Source organism: Lactobacillus sp. LL6 (genome assembly GCF_007570935.1).
Taxonomy (GTDB): domain Bacteria; phylum Bacillota; class Bacilli; order Lactobacillales; family Lactobacillaceae; genus Lactobacillus.
The window spans coordinates 974,441-992,569 of the sequence record NZ_VLLR01000001.1 but is presented as its reverse complement, the minus strand read 5'-3'; the positions used below and the strand labels follow the sequence as shown (position 1 = coordinate 992,569).

Genomic DNA, 18,129 nt, shown 5'->3' with positions numbered 1-18,129 from the left:
TTTTATTAATTGAAAAAGTTATGCTCAGTGCATAGCTTTTTCTTTTTGCTAAAAATTCACAAATTAAGAAATATTATTATTGGTTTAAATCGTTTTAATATTATAAAAAAACAAAATATTTTTTAAATATTGAAAAAGTGAAAGCGCTTAGTGTATAATAGTTTGTGTAAAGTAGAACAAGTTATTTTTGAAAGGACAAATATTATGAGTAAAGTATTACTTGTTGGTGATGGTGCAGTTGGTTCAACTTTTGCAAATGATTTATTACAACATGTTGACCTTGATGAATTAGTTATCTGTGATGTCGCAAAACAGCGTCCAGTAGGAGATTCAATGGATCTTGAAGATATTACTCCATTTATGGGTGAAACTAATATTCATCCCGGTGAATATTCAGATGCTAAAGATGCTGACATTGTTGTAATTACTGCTGGTGTGCCTCGTAAACCAGGAGAAACTCGTCTTGATCTTGTTAACAAGAATGTTAATATCTTAAAGAGCATTGTTAAACCTGTTGTTGACTCAGGATTCAAGGGGATTTTTGTAGTAAGTGCAAACCCTGTTGATATTTTAACTACTTTAACTCAAAAATTATCAGGCTTTCCTAAGAATCGTGTAATCGGTACAGGAACTTCTCTTGATTCAGCTCGTCTTCGTGTTGAACTTGCTAAGCGTCTTAATGTTCCAGTTGCTAAAGTTAACTCAATGGTTCTTGGTGAACATGGTGATACTAGTTTTGAAAACTTTGATGAGTCAATTGTTAATGGTAAGATGCTTCGTGATTATCCAGAAATGACCGCTGAAGTTTTAAGTAAAATTGAAACCGACGTTCGTAAAAAAGGTGGCAAGATCATTGCTAACAAAGGTGCCACATTTTATGGAGTTGCAATGATGCTTACTCAAATTGTTAGTGCGATTTTAGAAAACCGTTCAATCTGCTTGCCATTATCTGCCCCAATCAATGGCGAATATGGTATTAAGCATGACCTTTACTTGGGAACTCCTACAGTTATTGATGGTAATGGAATTAGTGACGTTATTGAAACTAAGCTATCAGATAGTGAAAAGAGTAAAATGCTCAATTCAGCAGATAAAATGCAAGAAGTTCTAGATGGTGTGAGTTTAGATTAATTAGTGGAGAAGTCGAATGCCAATAGGTAAGAGAATATATTTAAAAAGAGAATTACCTAATCCTGAAATTGTGGCAGCATTTAAAAAACTGCCAGCTTCTAATGTTGCGGATTGTATGCAACGTAACAGTGCCATGCATCCCCGCATTAAATTAATGTCCAAACCAAAATCTGAAATGGCTGGAGCTGCCTTTACGGTACACAATCGAGCTGGAGACAATTTAGCTATTTATGCAGCCTTAAGATATTGTAATGAAGGCGATGTGCTGGTTATTACTAATGAAGGCGATAATACAAGATCATTAATTGGCGAAGTGATGATGTCATATTTACGCGATCAAAAAAAGATTGCAGGAATTGTAATTGATGGTCCGATTCGTGACATTGATAATCTTCAGAATTGGGATTTTCCAATATATGCCCGTGACACTACTCCCGGAGGCCCATATAAGGAAGGGCCAGGTGAAATCAACGTTCCAGTTGCATGTGGCAATATAAGTGTTAATCCAGGAGATATTATTTTAGGAGATAGCGACGGCGTGATTTGTATTCCAAGACGTGATGCTGCTGCTCTTTTACCTAAAGCACAAGCTTTTCATCAAAAAGACGATGAAAAATTAATTGCTTTTTCTAATGGAAATGTTGATCTTTCATGGGTTGATGAATCTTTGAAAGATAAGGGATTCGACATTATTGACGATATTTATCGCCCGTAATTAGAGTGGGAGAAAAATATGAAAACTCTTGAGAAGGTAAACTATAAAGGCTTTATCTGGCCTTTAATTGTGGGAATCATTCTTTGGCTGATAACGCCATGGCGTCCAAGTGGTCTTACACCCCAAGCTTGGGAAATGTTTGCAATTTTTGTTGCCACTATTGTCGGTTGTATTACTAAGCCTTTTCCAATTGGGGGAACTACTTTGACAGGACTGGTTGTGACTGTTCTTGTTGGGCTGGCTCCTATGAAGGATGTTGTAAATAATAAAGGCGTAGTAGTCAATCAAGGGGTACTTAGTTCTTTTGGAAACTCTGCTGCTTGGCTAATTGCTATGGCTTTCATCATGGCTCATGGTATTAGCAAGACCGGACTTGGTAATCGAATTGCTTATATTATGATTGAAAAATTTGGTAAAAAGTCACTTGGTATTGGTTATGCGATTACTGGATTGGAACTTATTTTAGGAGCTCTTATTCCCTCTAACTCAGCTCGTACTGGTGGGGTAGTGTGGCCAGTTGTCCAATCAATTTCAGAAGATGGTTATCATTCAGAACCAAATAGCCCATCTCGTAAAAAGATTGGTGCATATATTGACTTTATGGCTTTTCATGCCAATATCTTGTCAACTGCATTATTTATTACTGGGGCTGCGCCTAACATGGTTGCACAGCAATTAGCAGCTCAAAAAGGTTATCAGATGACTTGGGCTGGCTGGTTCTTTACAGCTATCGTTCCAGTAGCTGTTCTAACTTTAATTATTCCATTGGTCATTTATAAAATTTATCCACCAGAAATTAAAGAAACTCCCGATGCCAAAAAATGGGCTGAGAGTAAACTTGAAAAGATGGGTCCAATGTCAAAGCCTGAAAAAATCATGTCAGCAGTTTTCTGTTTATCAATTGTACTTTGGGTTTTGTCAGGATTTTTCAAACTTGAGCAATTAAATGCGACATTTGTTGCTTTCTTAGCAGTTGTACTTCTGTTAATTACTGGAGTACTTACAATGCAAGATGCTTTGAGAGAAACTGGTGCTTGGAACATTTTAATTTGGCTTTCAATTTTGATGTTTATGGCTGGAAAACTTATCTCTTATGGTTTTATCGGTTGGTTTTCAAAACTTGTTCAAAATGGGCTTCACGGTATTAGCTGGGGAATTGTGTTAGCGGTATTGGTACTTCTTATGTTCTATACTCACTATTTCTTTGCAAGCGGTACTGCTCACATGACTGCACTTTATTTACCATTCTTATCAGTTGCTGTAGCAACAGGAGCTCCTCTTGGACTTAGTGCAATGCTCTTAGCTTTTACTGGTGCAATCAATGCTTCAACTACTCACTATGCTAACGGTCCAGCTTCAATTCTTGCTACGACTGGTTATGTTAAGCAAAGTGAATGGTGGAAGATGAACTTTATTTTAGGGCTTATCTATTTAGCTGTCTTTGGTACAGTAGGTACTTTATGGATGAAAGTTATTGGCGTTTGGTAAACCAGAAGTTATAACAGATATGATAAAATACTTGAGTTTTTGCTGACTCAAGTATTTTTTCTTGGGTTATAATTTAATAAAAAAGTGAGGTTTTAGTATGTTTTTTAAGACAAATGATGGCGTGAAAATTAGTTATACTGATACTGGTGAAAAAAATAAAAATGCTGTTTTATGTATTCCAGGAATTGGGGCTTCTCATCAATTATGGAATAAAGCAGTTGAATTATTCAATCATAAATATCGTGTAATTGTCATGGATCCACGTAATCAAGGTTTGTCTGAGCGCACTTATAAAGGTCAACGGATTGCGCGCTTGGGAATGGATTTAGAGGAATTATTAAATTATTTGAATTTAGATAAAGTTATTCTTATTGGAAATTCAATGGGAGCTGCAGTTATTTGGGCAAACATTTCTTTATTTACGTCAAAAAAGATTAGTGCTGTAGTTGATTTAGACCAATCACCAAAAATGGTAACGGATGAAACTTGGCGTTATGGATTTAAAGATTTGGATTGGACTAATTTTCCAGATTATTTAAAACTTGATATGGGACGAGCAACCTATAAACGAATTGATAATGAAATGCGTGATAAAGCTAAGGCAGAATATCAAACGCATCCGTATAATCCAGAAGACGATTTTGATTTACTTTGTGACCATGCTGAGCAAGATTGGAGAAGTTTATTAATTGATTTTAAAATACCAATGCTGATTTTAGCTGGAGAAAACTCCCCTTACTTTAATAGTGATTTTGCTAGAGTTGTGGCAGGAATGAATGATAAATTTTCCTATGAAGTTATTAGAGATTGCGGACATGTAATTCAAGCAGAGCAGCCGGAAAAAATGTATGAATCAGTTATTGAGTTTTTAAAAAATAATAATATTTAGAATTCTATGAAGATGTGAAATTAAGCACGAGCATCTTCTTTTTATTTAAGTTAAATTATTATTGTAATCACTTACAAATTTTAAATATTTAAAAATATAGTTAATAAATTGAAAAATATAAAAAATAAGAGTAAACTAAAGATGTTGAATAATTAGTTTTAAATTGCACAAACTTTAGTTAAGAGGTGCACAATAATGGATAAAGTTGTAGATCTATATTTAAATGAACCTGTTACTCGTAAGAAATGGGAAACATTTTTAGAGAAACTTGATTTACATAATTTTAGTTCTCGAGAAGTAGATAGTATTGATCATACCATTGGATTAATTGATGAAGATGGTCAGCTTGTTGGGACAGGTAGTGTAAGTGGGAATGTACTGAAATATATAGCTGTTTGCAATCAGGACTCACAACCAGGAGCACGTTTTAATAAAATTGTTACAGCTTTGCAGCAGTATTTATTTAACGAAAATATTTTTCATATTTTTGTTTTTACAAAGCCAAAATATTCTGAAAGTTTTCAACATTTGAATTTCACACAATTAGCTAAAACCGACCAAGCGGCCTTTCTTGAAAGCGGCACTCCAGATGTTGAAGATTATATTGAAAGTATCCCTAGAATTAAAAATCAAGAAGATAAGAAAATCGGCTCAATTGTAATGAATGCTAATCCTTTTACTAAAGGACATCGTCATTTAGTAGAGTTAGCAAGTCAAGAAAATGATTTAGTTTATGTATTTGTAGTAGCCGAAGATGCTTCTTTATTTACAAGTGATGAGAGAATGCAACTTGTTAAAGAAGGGGTTAAAGACTTAAAGAATGTAAAGGTAGTTAGTGGAGGAGACTATATGGTTTCTAAAGCAACTTTTCCAGCATATTTTTTAAAGAGTCCGGAAGATTTGATTGAAGTGCAAACTGCAATTGATGCTAAAGTTTTTAAAAATGTAATTGCCCCACCACTTAATATTTTACGACGCTATTTAGGCAAAGAACCTCTTTCAATGACTACTCATTATTATAATGTTTCTTTAGCTCATGAATTGGGCCCCGATATTGAGGTGATTACTATTCCTCGCTTAGAAGTTGATGGTCATGTCATCACTGCTACTGAGGTGCGTCAATTGATTAAGGATGGTAACCTTGCTGGTATGGAGAAGCTCTTACCAGCAACCACACTTAAGTTTATTAAAGAAAATCTTGAAGAATTGCAGGATAGAATTAAGAAAGGAATAAATATCAATGGAAATTAAAACCACTGGTGTTGCTGGAACTCTTGAAAGTTCAGATATTCAAATTATGATCTCCAAGGGTAATCATGGCATCGAAATCGACCTAGACTCAGAAGTAAAAAAAGCATATGGTGATGAAATTGAAAGAGTCATTACCGAAACCTTGCAAAAATATGGTTTAGATAATGTTAAGGTTAAGGCAACTGATAAAGGAGCACTTGATTGTGTAATCAAAGCACGTACTTTGGCTGCTGCTCAAAGAGCAACTGAAACTTCAGATAAGCCAGATTTGGAGGTACTCTAATGACTTATGTAAAAAATCGCTTACGTCGTACGATGATGTTTGTGCCTGGTAATAATCCTGCTATGATTAAAGATGCAGGTATTTATGGCGCTGATTCAATTATGCTAGATTTAGAAGATTCAGTTTCTTTAACTGAAAAAGATGCTGCTAGAATGCTTGTTTATGAAGCTATTAAAACTGTTGATTTTGGCGGTAGTGAAATTGTTGTTAGAATCAATGGTCAAGATACACCGTATTATGATGAAGATGTAAAAGCCATGGTTAAAGCTGGTGTTGATGTGATTCGTTTGCCAAAAACTGAATCAGCAGCTATGATTCATAAATTAATTAAAGATATGGAAAAAGCTGAAGAAGAATATGGTATTAAGAAGGGTTCGATTGGTGTAATGGCAGCTATTGAAAGCGCCAAAGGTGTTCTTAATGCCCCTGAAATTGCTACTTCAACCCCGCTTATGATGGGATTGGCAGTTAGTGGAGAAGATTATACTGCTGATATGCATACACACCGTTATCCAGATGGGCGTGAATTAGAATTTGCTCGTAATATGGTTCTGCAAGCTGCTCGTGCTGCCGATGTATATGCTTTTGACACTGTCTTTAGCAATATGAAAGATACTGAAGGCTTTTATCGTGAAACTAATTATATACATGAATTAGGTTATGATGGAAAGAGTTTAGTTAACCCTCGCCAAATTCCAATGGTTAATAAAGTCTTTAATCCAACTAAAGAAGAAATTGAAGAAGCTAAAAATGTTGAAAATGCTATTCGAGAAGCTAAGGCTAAGGGTAGCGGTGTAATTTCAATGAATGGCAAGATGGTTGATAAGCCAGTAGTAGAAAAAGCTACCCGTGTTCTTGAAACTGCAAAAGCTTCAAATTTAATTGATGAAGAAGGTAACTACATTGGAGAATAAAGTAAAACGCAACCTACCAGATGAAATTATGTCAGAAATGAATTTAAAGCCTTTTGAAACTACTGAAATTGGTCATCCAGAAATTCAAAGAGTGGCTCCTAAAGTTCGTGTTACTAGTGGACAAGACAAGATCGTTGATTCACTTGAAGAAGTTATCAAGAATAATTTAAAAGATGGGATGACTATCTCTTTTCACCATCACTTTAGAAATGGTGACTTTGCCTTTAACAAGGTAATGGATTTAATCATTAAGATGGGTTATAAAGATTTAACTCTTGCGCCATCTTCTCTTACTGGAGTAATGAATGATAAAATTATTGAAGCCATTAAAAAAGGTGTCATAACTAATATTACTTCTTCAGGAATGCGTGGAAGTTTGGGTGATTTTGTATCACATGGTGGTCTTAAAAATCCAGTGATTTTTCGTTCTCATGGTAACCGTGCGCGTTCAATTGAAGAAGGCGAAATTAAGATTGACGTGGCTTTTTTAGGTGTTCCAAATGCTGATAGGACTGGAAATGCTAATGGTCAAGAAGGGGATGCTGTATTTGGCTCACTTGGCTATGCTTTAATGGATGCAGCTTATGCAAATAAAGTAGTATTATTAACTGATAATATTGTTGATTATCCAAATACTCCAGCTTCTATTAAGCAAGATCAAGTCGATTATGTTGTTAAAGTCGATAAAATTGGTGATCCTGACAAAATTGGCTCAGGTGCTACTCGTTTTACTAAAGACCCTAAAGAGTTAATGATTGCTCAAATGGTTAACAAAGTAATTGTTAATTCACCATATTACAAAGAAGGATTTAGCTTCCAAACAGGTTCTGGTGGTGCTGCTTTAGCAGTTACACGTTATTTACGTCAATCAATGATTGATGATGGAATTACAGCATCTTTTGCTTTAGGTGGAATTACTAAGCCAACTACGGATTTGCTTGAAGAAGGATTAGTTAACAAAGTGATGGATGTACAGGACTTTGATAAGGGTGCTGCAGAATCTATGGCTAAAAATAAGAATCAACAAGAAATTGATGCTTCTTGGTATGCTGATCCACATAATAAAGGTGCAGTTGTTAATAATCTTGATGTAGCAATCTTGTCCGCTCTTCAAATTGATACTGACTTCAATGTTAACGTTATGACGGGGTCTGATGGTGTTATCCGTGGAGCAATTGGTGGTCACCAAGATGCTGCAGCAGGCGCTAAAATGACAATTATTACAGCACCATTAGTTCGCGGACGCAATGCAACGGTTGTTCCAAGTGTTGAAACAGTAGTTACTCCTGGTTCATCAATTGATGTTTTAGTGACAGAACGAGGAATCGCAATTAATCCTGCTAGAAAAGACTTAAAAGAAGCTTTAAGTAAAGTTCCAGGTCTTAAGATTCTTGATATTAATGAATTACAACAAATGGCAGAAAAGCAAGTAGGTGTTCCAAAACCACTTGAATATACTGACCGTACAGTTGCCTTAATTGAATATCGCGATGGTACAATTATTGATACAGTTAAGCAAGTAAAAGATTAATAAATTTTGATAAATAAAAATGTGTTCTGCTTTTTTAGAAGCAGGACATATTTTTTATAAGGGATAAATAATGAAGACAATATTTGACGAAGGAAAATATCTGGGAATAGCAGAAGTTCTTGGTGAAAAAGATAAAAGAGTAAAAATGCAGGAGACTATTTTCAAGAAGTATCCAAATCGGGTTTTAGTTGATGTAAAGATGAATATACCAGGACCTATTAAAAATAATCAATATCTAGAAATGATGTTTAAAAAAGGTATTAATGAATTAGAAGATATATTTTTAAAAAATAGTTTGAGTTATAAGTTAGTTGCAAGTTGGAATCACGATACTGGATGTGAAAATTTTTATATAGTAAATAATAAAATAAATTATGTAAAAAAGTACTCCGTAAAATTTGAGGATAAGTCAGAATTAGGACGATTATTTGATGCAGATGTTTTAACAAAAAGTAAAAAACAGGCAATTTCAAGAAGAGATCTTGGATTACCTGCTAGAAAATGTTTTATTTGTTCACATCTCGCTAAAGAATGTGCTCGTTCGCGAAGACATTCCGTTGAAGAACTACAAAATTATATATTTCAAATTTATAGAAAAATTTTTAAAAATCAAATAAAAAAGTAAATAAATTTTATTTTAAAAAATTTATTTTTGATAAATTCTATAATCTCGGAAGTGAAATTCCGAGATTTTTTACGAATTAGTATCGTCTTAAAAACTATGACAATATATTTTTATTTGTTGTGACTGTTGCACAGTTAGAAGAGTTTAATATTATTATAATATAGTTTTATATTATTTATATTTACAAATAATCTTGAAATAAATTGGAATTAATGAGTTGTTTTATTTTAAATCGCTTCCAAATCGTGTTACTGTATAAGTGTTCGATGAGAGAACACTAGATATATCAAGGCTTCCAAACAAGCATTCTATATATGGCTTTATTAATTAGGAGGTATGTTTTTATGTTTTTGAAGAAAAACGCTATGAAACAAAAGATTGAAAAAATGGAGCCTCAAAAGCAACGCTTCTCAATCCGTAAGTTTACTATCGGAGCTGCATCTGTATTAATTGGATTAACTTTCTTTGGGATGGAAGGACAATCAGTTCATGCTGATACTTTAAGTAAATCCCAAGTAGCACAAACCGAAAATAATACAGCTAAGACTGATTCTAAAGCTGACGTTAAAGTAGATGGCAACAAAGTTGTCGTTACAGGGCAACCAACACAAAAGGCTGCAAATACTAACCAAGCTGCTAAACAACCAACACAAAAAGCAGTAACCACTACGCAACAAGCTGCAAATACTAACCAAGCTGCTAAACAACCAACACAAAAAGCAGTAACCACTACGCAACAAGCTGCAAATACTAACCAAGCTGCTAAACAACCAACACAAAAAGCAGTAACCACTACGCAACAAGCTGCAAATACTAACCAAGCTGCTAAACAACCAACACAAAAAGCAATTTCACAATCTGAGAAAGCAGTTACTCAACAACCAACACAAAAAGCAGCTGCTTTAACTCAAAAAGATAAAGTTGCTCAACAATCACAATCATTAGCACAAAAGCCTGCTACTCAAACTGCTGCTAAATCATCTTCGGAAGTTCAAGCTACTCACGTTAAGACTGAAAATGATTTACAAGCTGCTTTGAATAACACTCAAGTTACTAATATTGTTCTTGATGATGATATTATAAGTAATAACAGCAACTATTTCAACTTAAATAATGGAACCGCTCGTCAAGTTACTATTTCAGGTGATAACGGTAGCGGTAAGAATGCAAGCTGGGATGCTGGCAGTAACTATATTTGGTTAGGTCAAGGCACTGAAAATAATAATCAACAATGGGACATTACTTATAAAGACATTAACATTGCTTCAAGTAATCAAGAAGGTTACAGCCCAATTAGCTTTGGTGATAATGTTACTGGTACTGTAAACTTTGAAAATGTAACTAATGGTGGTAACGGTGTATTACTTTACGCACCTAAAGCTAATGTAAATATTAGTAATACTACTTCCTCACCTGTAGGTAATTCAACTGACCCTAACATTACTGCTAATAACGTAAATGTTGGCAATAATGTTACTTTAAATACTACTTCAACCCCTTACCAACAAGGTAACATTTATGCAAGTGGTGATGTCATTGTTAGTGGTAAGAATGTTAAGTTAACTGCTAAGGGTACTGATGGTAGCCTTACCAACCCAGTTACTAACATTAGAGCTGGTCGTAATGTAGTATTTAAGACTGGAGCAGATGCTGAATTATCTGGTTCAAATGCTAAAAACGAATATATTACTAACTTGTTCACTAGAGGTACACTTGATATTCAAGAAGGTGCTAAGGTTGTAATTAACACTGATGTTCAAGCAATGAACCTTCCAACTCCAACTGATCAAGGTGGCTTTAATAGTTACGACTTCCCACATGGTAGAGCATCAATTAACCTTTACAACTATGGTGCAAATATTGATGGTGATTTAACTATTAATGAATCTGCTCCTCAAGGTTCAAGTGGTGTAATTGCAGGTATTGCTGTTCAAGGTAATCCTAACAATATGGCGGATGTAATTATTGGTTCAAAGGGTAGTTACACTATTAACTCAACTGGTTCACGTGATACCCGTGGTATCTTCTTTAGTGCTGATAACCATACTTTAGGTTTAAAGGAAGGTGCTAAAGCTACATTTAACATGGGTCACGGTGTTTCAAACGCTGTATTCAGAGCTGATAACATTATTTTGAAGCCAAAGGCAAGCATTAACATCACTACTTACCAAGATAACAATGGTAATGCAAATAATGGTATTCAAGCCGATGGTGCTGGTGACCACTCAGGTCCTATTGTTGTTGGTTGGAATCCACAAGTAAGTACACCAGATAAGTCAGACTTTGTAACTAACAATACTCACGCTACTATTGATATTGAAGGTGGATCTAACTTAACTATTATCCGTAAAGTTGATGGTACTTCTAAGCAAGCTAACAGTCCATTAATTGTTTATGGTTCTAATGGTGGTAACCCATTCAACATGTACTTGACGATGAACAATGGTACATTAGATCTTGAAGATGCTTTGCAAATGGACAGCACTTCAGGTACTCCACTTGCATATGCTGATTACTTAGGTAATGTACAAAACGTATTCCCAGTTGGTATGATTGCAATGTATGCCCTTGCTTCAAACAACTATGTACAAATTACTAACCCACAATTATTCAAGATGGAAAGAACTGGTTATCAAAAGGGTATGTTCTTCCGTCTTGAAGGTGGTAAGAATGAAATTTCTATTACTTCAAATAATGGTACTCCAATTCCACTTGAATATGATTCAATAGCAGGCGTTAAGTATACTAATGGTAATGTATCTACTGCTAACCACTATCACTGGGACATTACCAGCCTTAACTCTGTAAACAAGTGGGGTAACTGGTCTGCTAACTTTAACAATAAAAATGGTAGAACCTCATGGGCTCCATCTTCATCTTCAAAAGGTATTTCATTTGGTGAAGCTGATGCTAGTGTAACCTTTGCACCTCAAGTTGCATCAGTTAATGGTAATTCTGGCATGTCGACACCTTATGACTTTAACAACTACTTCAACTGGTGGGGTGGTTCTAAGATTGCCTTGGGTAGTGATTTGATTAAAGATGCTGATAAGTATACCCCAAAGGGTGGTACTATCACTGTTAATGAAAATGCTACTTTGACACCAGAAGATGCTGCTAATGCTATTACGAATAAGTCAGAATTAGGTGGCAACCCAACTTATTCTTGGGATAAAGATGCTACTCCAAGTACTGCTAAGCCAGGTACTTTTGATGGTAAGGTTGTTGTAACTTATGATGATAAGTCAAGCAGCGTAGTTGCAGTTAAAGTTATCGTAAGAAGCTTAGCTGAAGAATATACTCCAGTTGGTCAAAATATCTATGTAAAGCAATATCAACCTGCAAAGGCAATTGATGGTATCAAGAACACTGCAGATATGCCAAAGGGTACTGAATATACTTGGAAAAAAGCTCCAGATACTTCAATTATAGGTTCTCAAATTGCTACAGTTGTTGTAACCTTCCCAGACAAGTCAACTAAGGATGTTCCAGTTAACGTATTTGTAACGGGTACTACTGATAAGAAGTCAGATGCTGAACAATATGTTCCAGTTGGTCAAGACATTCATGTAAAGAAGGGTGAACCTGTAAAGGCAATTGATGGTATCAAGAACACTGCAGATATGCCAAAGGGTACTGAATATACTTGGAAAGAAGCTCCAGATACTTCAAAGGTTGGTACTCAACCAGCAATCGTTATTGTAACTTATCCAGATAAGTCAAGAAATGACGTTTCAATTAAGGTTATTGTAACTGATTCTACTAAGCCAGCTGAAAAGACTGATGCTGAAAAGTATGAACCTGTTGCTCAACCAGTAACTGTTGATAAGGGTGCTGTTGCCAAGGCAATTGATGGTATCAAGAATACTTCAGATATGCCAAAGGGTACTGAATATACTTGGAAAGAAGCTCCAGATACTTCAAAGGTTGGTACTCAACCAGCAACTATTATTGTAACTTACCCAGATGGTTCAAAGGATGAAGTTTCAACTACTGTTATTGTTAAGGATGAAAACAAGCCTGTAAACCCAGACAAGCCTGTAAATCCTGATCAACCAGTAAACCCAGAGCCAGAGACTCCAACTACCCCAACAGATACTAATAATACTACTCCTCAAACTAAAGTAATTGAACCTACTGATATTAATGACCCAGCTCAAAAAGACTTGTTTAAGACTGTAACTAGAGTTATTACTATTAAGAAGCCTGGTGAAAAGACTCAAACAGTTACTCAAACTGCAAACTTTACTAGAAACAAGACTATTAATGTTGCTACTGGTGAAGTAGTTTCATATGGTAACTGGACTCCAGCTGAAAAGACATTTGATAGTGTTGATGTTCCAGAAATTGATGGTTACACTGCAAACGTTGACGGAAATGTTGATGAAGTAGAAGTAACTGCTGATTCAGATGACATGACTGCTACAGTAACTTACACTCGTGATGAAAAGAAGCACGAAAGTGAAAAGACTGAAAAGACTGAAAAGCACGAAGAACCATCTGTAGAAAAGAAGTCATCTGCTACAATGTCAGGCAAGACGCATGCTAAAGTTAGTGAAGTTGGTTACAACTATAACAACTCTCCAAGAGCAGAAGCTCGTTATAACTATAATAACTCTCCAAAGTCAACTATACTTCCTGGTTGGCTTAAGGGTAACACCCCACAAACTATTGCATGGCTTAGAAGTCATGGCTATCAAGTAACAGTTGGTCCTAACGGTGAAATCGTTAAGATTACTAAGACTATGGGTGGTAAGACTTACACTTATGAAATTGGTAAGAATGGTCAATTAGTTGCAACTGCTGTTTCAGGCAATAAGACTAGTGCTAAGACTTTACCACAAACAGGTTCTAAAGATGCAAGTGTTGCTGCTTCCGTTGGCTTAGCTGTAGCTGCTGCTGGTACTATGTTAGGTCTTGCTGCAGATCGCAAGCGTAAAGAAGACAAGTAATTGTTGAATAACATCTTTCTTGAATAATAAAAGAAAATTAATTCAATAACTTTCTAGTCAATAAACCTAAAAAAGTCAGTTCGATATGAACTGGCTTTTTTGTTCCCAAAAAATAATTAAGTTAATTTTCGTTGGCTTTTTGCCAAACTCGTTCCGCAATTCCTTCGCTTGTAACTAAGTGAGTAAAAATCTCACTTCTAAGAGCTCCTAATAAAGCGTTTGTTTTAAAACGATTCTTCACAATTACAAAGCGATTAGGAGTATTTTGTAAATCTTTTATTGAAATTGAACAAATATTATTGTCAAGTTGAGTAAAAAAGTTACCTTCTATGTCATAAGCATGACCAAAAACTAATCCAGCTATTTTATCCACGTCAATATCCTTAAATAAAATAGGAGCATAATTTTTCATAAAAAATTGATTTACTTGAATTGATTGAAACGTTCCTAGTCCAGCAAAAGTTAAGTCAAGATTTTGATAGTAATTAATCAAATTTTGATAAAAAGGCTCTTGTTGAATATCTTTAATTAATTGTGGATTTTTTACATATAAAGGAGCAGGTAAAGTATAAGCTTTTGCATTAAATTTTGTGGCAGCTTCTTGAGTTAGTTGCTTTTTTCGAGGACTAGAATTGAATGTTTGCCCAGAAAGTTGAATAAAATTTAAATCTTTTCGCTCTTCTTCTTTAAAAAATCTAATAATATCCATCATTAAAGTTCCCCAGCTCATTCCAATATTGTGAGCACTTTTAGCGTAATTTTGAATTTGTTGTGCAGCGAATTTTACGATAGCTTCATTATCTTGATTAGTAGTATCTTGATCTTTTAAAATAAATACTTCTTTAAGATGAAATTTGTTTTGAAATTTACGTTCAAGTTCTGAATCTCGTTTTGTTTGTTGCTGAATACTAATTTGTACAATGCCGTGTTTTTGTGCATCATCTAGAGCTTTGGATACTAAATAGCGTGAAAGATTGTATTTTTGTGAAATATCAGCAATATTTAATTTACTTAAATAATAATCGTGGGCAATCCCTGCTAGAATGTCGTCTGTAAGTTGTGTCATTGTATACCTTACCTTCCTTAATATTAATAGAATTCACTTCACCTATTATTATATACTTAATTATTTAAATTATTTTAATAAATAGACTTATTTTTAAAAAATGCAAAAATTGAATTTGTGGTAGAATATTAAAGTTGGTGAAAATTTATGTTAGAAGAGGAAATATAAAATGACTGAAGATGAACATGGATATACACATCATTTGTCACGTCATCACCATATGAAAATTCAGTGGGATGATTTTTTTAAAAGTGATGATAATACACTTGCTCGTAATGCAACCATTGTTGAAAAAGGATCCTTAGTTGGTAGAATTGGAATCATGCTTTTAAGTTGTGGTACGGGGGCATGGCGAGTTCGAGATTCGATGGATACTGTTGCTAGAACTTTAGGAATTACTTGTTCTGCTGATATTGGCTTAGTCTCAATTGAATATACTTGTTTTGGATTAGATAATGAATCATATTCACAAACTTTATCCATTCCTTCAACTGGTGTTAATATGACTAAACTAAATGCAATGGAGAAGTTTGTACGCCAATTTGAAAAAGGACACGGTCATTGGACTTTAGGGCAAATTAATACACGTTTAGAAGAAATTGAAGGTTTTACTACTTCATATCCAACTTGGATTACTGGACTTGCTTCCGGGCTTGCGTGTGCTGGGTTTATTTTTTTATTAGGTGGAAGTCTTCCCGAAGTCATTTGTGCTTTCTTTGGAGCCGGAGTGGGTAATTATGTTCGAGGAGAAATGGGAAAACATAAAATCACTTTGGTTGCAAAGATTGCAGCAGGTGTAGCAGTTGCTTGTGCAGTATATTTTGCCATATTTATGCTTTTGCAAAAGTTAACAAATATAGATTATCACCATATCTATGGTTATATTGGAGCAATGTTGTTTGTAATTCCTGGTTTTCCTTTCATTACTTCAGGATTAGACATGTCAAAACTAGATATGAGGTCAGGACTAGAACGAATGACTTATGCTGCTTTAATTATTTTAATTGCTACTATGACTGGATGGGCAGTAGCGATGATTTTACAGATTCATCCAGGTACAATGCCCAAACTACAACTTAATCCAATTGTTTTAACAGTGTTACGGTTTATTGCAAGTTTTTGTGGTGTTTTTGGCTTTTCAATTATGTTCAATTCTCGCCCTGAAATGGCAGCAACAGCAGCTATAAGTGGGGCAATAGCCAATACTCTAAGACTTAGTTTAGTTGATTTTGATCATATTCCAGCAGCTTTAGCTGCCTTTATTGGAGCAACTCTTGCTGGTCTTTTAGCAAGTATTGTAAGAAATAAAGTTGGATTTCCAAGAATTGCTTTGACAGTTCCTTCAATTGTGATTATGGTTCCAGGGCTATATATGTATAAAGCAATGTTTAACTTTGGGATGACAAATATCAATATCGGTGCTTATTGGATTGTAGAGGCACTGATGATTGTGGCAGCATTGCCTTTAGGACTTTTAACAGCAAGAATTATTACTGATAAAAAATGGCGCCACGTTGATTGGTAAGAAAAAAGAGAGCAATTCAATTGCTCTCTTTTTTATAGTTAAAACTTCGTTATTTGACAAATGCTGTACTCATGATAGCAAGTACTGCAATAATTGCGATTCCAAAGCCGACAAAACCTAACATAATGTTCATCTATATCATCTTCTTCTGTAACTCTATATGTGGTATAGATTCATTATAACATAAAAAGAAGAAGATGAAAGCGATTACTTATTCTAATAAATCGCCAAATGTAGCTTCGGTTACTTTTTGCAAATCTAATGGATTAAGAAATACACTACGACCTACTTTACCACTTGAAACTCCGATTTCTTCTTCTGTTTTCATACTGTTATCTAAATAAATAGGATAGTGATGAGTAAAATGAATTCCAATAGGAGTATTCGCACCATGTACATAACCGGTGGTTTTTTCAAGTTTTTTCAAAGGAATCATTTCGCATTTTTTATTACCAGAAATTTTAGCTAGTTTTTTCATGCTTAAATGTTCTGTTACTGGGACTACACCAACTAAAGGTCCGGTTTTATTTCCTTCGACAGCTAAGGTTTTGTAGACCAAATGCTCCTTTTCCTTTAAAATGGAAGTGTTCATTTGTGCCACGCCACCTTTATCTTCGTGGGTCGCAAAGGACGCTTGTCGGTATTTGATTTTATGTTGATCAAGGATTTTTTCAACTAAAGTTTTTTCAAGTTTGTTTTTCTTTTTCTTTTTTGACATATTAATCACCGTTTACATGATAACATTGAAATTGATTTTCTAAAAGGAAGTAAATAATGAAGTTATTAGTTTTAAAAATTGAAACAAGTCATGAAGTAGAAGATGCTTTGAGTATCTTTAGCCAAGATAATTTAAATGCTTTAGGCACAGAAACTAGAAAAAGAAGTGACTTTGAGCAAGTAGGTGATCTTCATGATTCCACTGTTGTCGAAATGGATGACATTGAAGATTTGCCAAAGGATACTCAATTTATGGCATATTTTGATGAGGAAGCTGATAAGGATGAATTAGTTAAAAAGTTTAATGACAAACTACAAGAATTAAAGAGTTATGGATTAGATATCGGGGATGGTAAAATTACTACTTCCTATGTTGCTGATCAAGACTGGAATACAGCATGGCAGAAATATTATCATGTAATTGATTTCTCTCGTCATTTAGCGATTGTTCCGGAATGGGAGAATTATACACCTACATTTGCTGATCAAAAACTTATCAAACTTGATCCTGGTCTTGCATTTGGTACAGGAAATCATAAAACAACTCAGCTCGCTATGATGGGTCTTGAAAGAGCTATGCTTAGACCAGTAGATGTAGTAGATGTTGGAACAGGAAGCGGAATTTTAGCGATTGCAGCTGCAGAACTTGGTGCTAAGCATGTTTTAGCGACTGATATTTCTGATGAATCAATGACTGCTGCTAAAGAAAATATTGCATTGAATGATTTAAATAATATTGAATTACAGAAAACAAGCTTGTTAAAAGATGTGAAGGGTAAATTTGATATTATTGTGGCTAATATTTTGGCGGAAATTTTACTTGAATTGATTCCTCAATTGGATACGCATTTAAAGGAAAAAGGACAAGTGATTTTTTCAGGAATTGATTATTTGCAATTACCAAAAATAGAAAAAGCACTAGATGAAAATGACTTCAAAATTGATTTAAGTATGCGCCAAGGTCGCTGGGTAGGATTAGCAATTACAAGAAAAGATTCAGATGACTAGTCAAATCTGCAAATAGTGGTACAATAATAACAAA

Annotated in this window: 14 protein-coding genes; 12 read left to right on the top strand and 2 right to left on the bottom strand. The window is 34.6% G+C overall.

Features of this window, described 5'->3' with window-relative positions; translation table 11 throughout:
• The first annotated feature begins 201 nt into the window (after positions 1-201).
• The 10 genes from FOD82_RS04990 to FOD82_RS04945 all read left to right on the top strand — a co-directional run bounded on the left by FOD82_RS04990 (position 202) and on the right by FOD82_RS04945 (position 13,779).
• Entirely contained in the window at positions 202-1,131 is a 930-nt protein-coding gene (locus FOD82_RS04990) for an L-lactate dehydrogenase (RefSeq protein ID WP_144356025.1), read from the top strand.
• Between the two features lie 16 nt (positions 1,132-1,147).
• Positions 1,148-1,846, top strand: a complete 699-nt coding sequence (locus FOD82_RS04985) for an RraA family protein (protein ID WP_144355379.1) — start codon at positions 1,148-1,150, stop codon at positions 1,844-1,846.
• 18 nt (positions 1,847-1,864) lie between these two features.
• On the top strand, positions 1,865-3,334 hold the full coding sequence (locus FOD82_RS04980) for a DASS family sodium-coupled anion symporter (RefSeq protein ID WP_144355378.1): 1,470 nt from the start codon (positions 1,865-1,867) through the stop codon (positions 3,332-3,334).
• Positions 3,335-3,431: 97 nt separating this feature from the next.
• Positions 3,432-4,223: an alpha/beta hydrolase gene (locus FOD82_RS04975; protein WP_144355377.1), complete on the top strand. Its 792-nt coding sequence runs from the start codon at positions 3,432-3,434 to the stop codon at positions 4,221-4,223.
• Between the two features lie 195 nt (positions 4,224-4,418).
• Positions 4,419-5,474 (top strand): [citrate (pro-3S)-lyase] ligase, encoded by a 1,056-nt coding sequence (gene citC, locus FOD82_RS04970; RefSeq protein WP_144355376.1) that lies wholly within the window; start codon positions 4,419-4,421, stop codon positions 5,472-5,474.
• Positions 5,464-5,757 (top strand): citrate lyase acyl carrier protein, encoded by a 294-nt coding sequence (gene citD / locus FOD82_RS04965; protein WP_144355375.1) that lies wholly within the window; start codon positions 5,464-5,466, stop codon positions 5,755-5,757. Before citC ends, citD begins: the two co-directional genes overlap by 11 nt.
• The gene (citE, locus tag FOD82_RS04960; RefSeq protein ID WP_144355374.1) at positions 5,757-6,671 is read left to right on the top strand and encodes a citrate (pro-3S)-lyase subunit beta; all 915 of its coding nucleotides are present in this window, start codon (positions 5,757-5,759) and stop codon (positions 6,669-6,671) included. Before citD ends, citE begins: the two co-directional genes overlap by 1 nt.
• On the top strand, positions 6,661-8,202 hold the full coding sequence (gene citF / locus FOD82_RS04955) for a citrate lyase subunit alpha (protein ID WP_144355373.1): 1,542 nt from the start codon (positions 6,661-6,663) through the stop codon (positions 8,200-8,202). The genes citE and citF overlap by 11 nt, the downstream gene beginning before the upstream one ends.
• 70 nt (positions 8,203-8,272) lie before the next feature.
• A complete protein-coding gene (citX, locus tag FOD82_RS04950) occupies positions 8,273-8,827 on the top strand; it encodes a citrate lyase holo-[acyl-carrier protein] synthase (RefSeq protein ID WP_144355372.1) in 555 nt (184 codons plus the stop codon).
• Positions 8,828-9,171: 344 nt separating this feature from the next.
• Positions 9,172-13,779, top strand: coding sequence for a Rib/alpha-like domain-containing protein (locus FOD82_RS04945; RefSeq protein WP_186277714.1), 4,608 nt, complete (start codon positions 9,172-9,174; stop codon positions 13,777-13,779).
• Between the two features lie 121 nt (positions 13,780-13,900).
• On the opposite strand, the gene FOD82_RS04940 is transcribed toward FOD82_RS04945, so the two are convergent.
• On the bottom strand, positions 13,901-14,845 hold the full coding sequence (locus FOD82_RS04940; RefSeq protein ID WP_144355370.1) for a sugar-binding domain-containing protein: 945 nt from the start codon (positions 14,843-14,845) through the stop codon (positions 13,901-13,903).
• A 169-nt stretch (positions 14,846-15,014) separates the two neighbouring features.
• Here FOD82_RS04940 and FOD82_RS04935 point away from each other — a divergent pair, with 169 nt between their 5' ends.
• Complete coding sequence (locus tag FOD82_RS04935; protein ID WP_144355369.1) at positions 15,015-16,370, top strand: threonine/serine exporter family protein; 1,356 nt, start codon at positions 15,015-15,017, stop codon at positions 16,368-16,370.
• A 211-nt stretch (positions 16,371-16,581) separates the two neighbouring features.
• On the opposite strand, the gene ybaK is transcribed toward FOD82_RS04935, so the two are convergent.
• A complete protein-coding gene (ybaK, locus tag FOD82_RS04930) occupies positions 16,582-17,088 on the bottom strand; it encodes a Cys-tRNA(Pro) deacylase (protein ID WP_144355368.1) in 507 nt (168 codons plus the stop codon).
• A gap of 56 nt (positions 17,089-17,144) precedes the next feature.
• Between ybaK and prmA the strand changes: the two genes are divergently transcribed.
• Positions 17,145-18,095: a 50S ribosomal protein L11 methyltransferase gene (gene prmA / locus FOD82_RS04925; protein ID WP_144355367.1), complete on the top strand. Its 951-nt coding sequence runs from the start codon at positions 17,145-17,147 to the stop codon at positions 18,093-18,095.
• Positions 18,096-18,129 lie beyond the last annotated feature (34 nt).

Excerpts from the sequence above, each read along its gene's own strand:
- FOD82_RS04945 (WP_186277714.1), top strand. The coding sequence starts at position 9,172 with ATGTTTTTGAAGAAAAACGCTATGAAACAAAAGATTGAAAAAATGGAG.
- citD (WP_144355375.1), top strand. The coding sequence starts at position 5,464 with ATGGAAATTAAAACCACTGGTGTTGCTGGAACTCTTGAAAGTTCAGAT.
- citX (WP_144355372.1), top strand. The coding sequence starts at position 8,273 with ATGAAGACAATATTTGACGAAGGAAAATATCTGGGAATAGCAGAAGTT.
- prmA (WP_144355367.1), top strand. The coding sequence starts at position 17,145 with ATGAAGTTATTAGTTTTAAAAATTGAAACAAGTCATGAAGTAGAAGAT.
- FOD82_RS04940 (WP_144355370.1), bottom strand. The coding sequence starts at position 14,845 with ATGACACAACTTACAGACGACATTCTAGCAGGGATTGCCCACGATTAT.
- FOD82_RS04935 (WP_144355369.1), top strand. The coding sequence starts at position 15,015 with ATGACTGAAGATGAACATGGATATACACATCATTTGTCACGTCATCAC.
- FOD82_RS04985 (WP_144355379.1), top strand. The coding sequence starts at position 1,148 with ATGCCAATAGGTAAGAGAATATATTTAAAAAGAGAATTACCTAATCCT.
- citC (WP_144355376.1), top strand. The coding sequence starts at position 4,419 with ATGGATAAAGTTGTAGATCTATATTTAAATGAACCTGTTACTCGTAAG.
- FOD82_RS04980 (WP_144355378.1), top strand. The coding sequence starts at position 1,865 with ATGAAAACTCTTGAGAAGGTAAACTATAAAGGCTTTATCTGGCCTTTA.
- citE (WP_144355374.1), top strand. The coding sequence starts at position 5,757 with ATGACTTATGTAAAAAATCGCTTACGTCGTACGATGATGTTTGTGCCT.
- ybaK (WP_144355368.1), bottom strand. The coding sequence starts at position 17,088 with ATGTCAAAAAAGAAAAAGAAAAACAAACTTGAAAAAACTTTAGTTGAA.
- FOD82_RS04975 (WP_144355377.1), top strand. The coding sequence starts at position 3,432 with ATGTTTTTTAAGACAAATGATGGCGTGAAAATTAGTTATACTGATACT.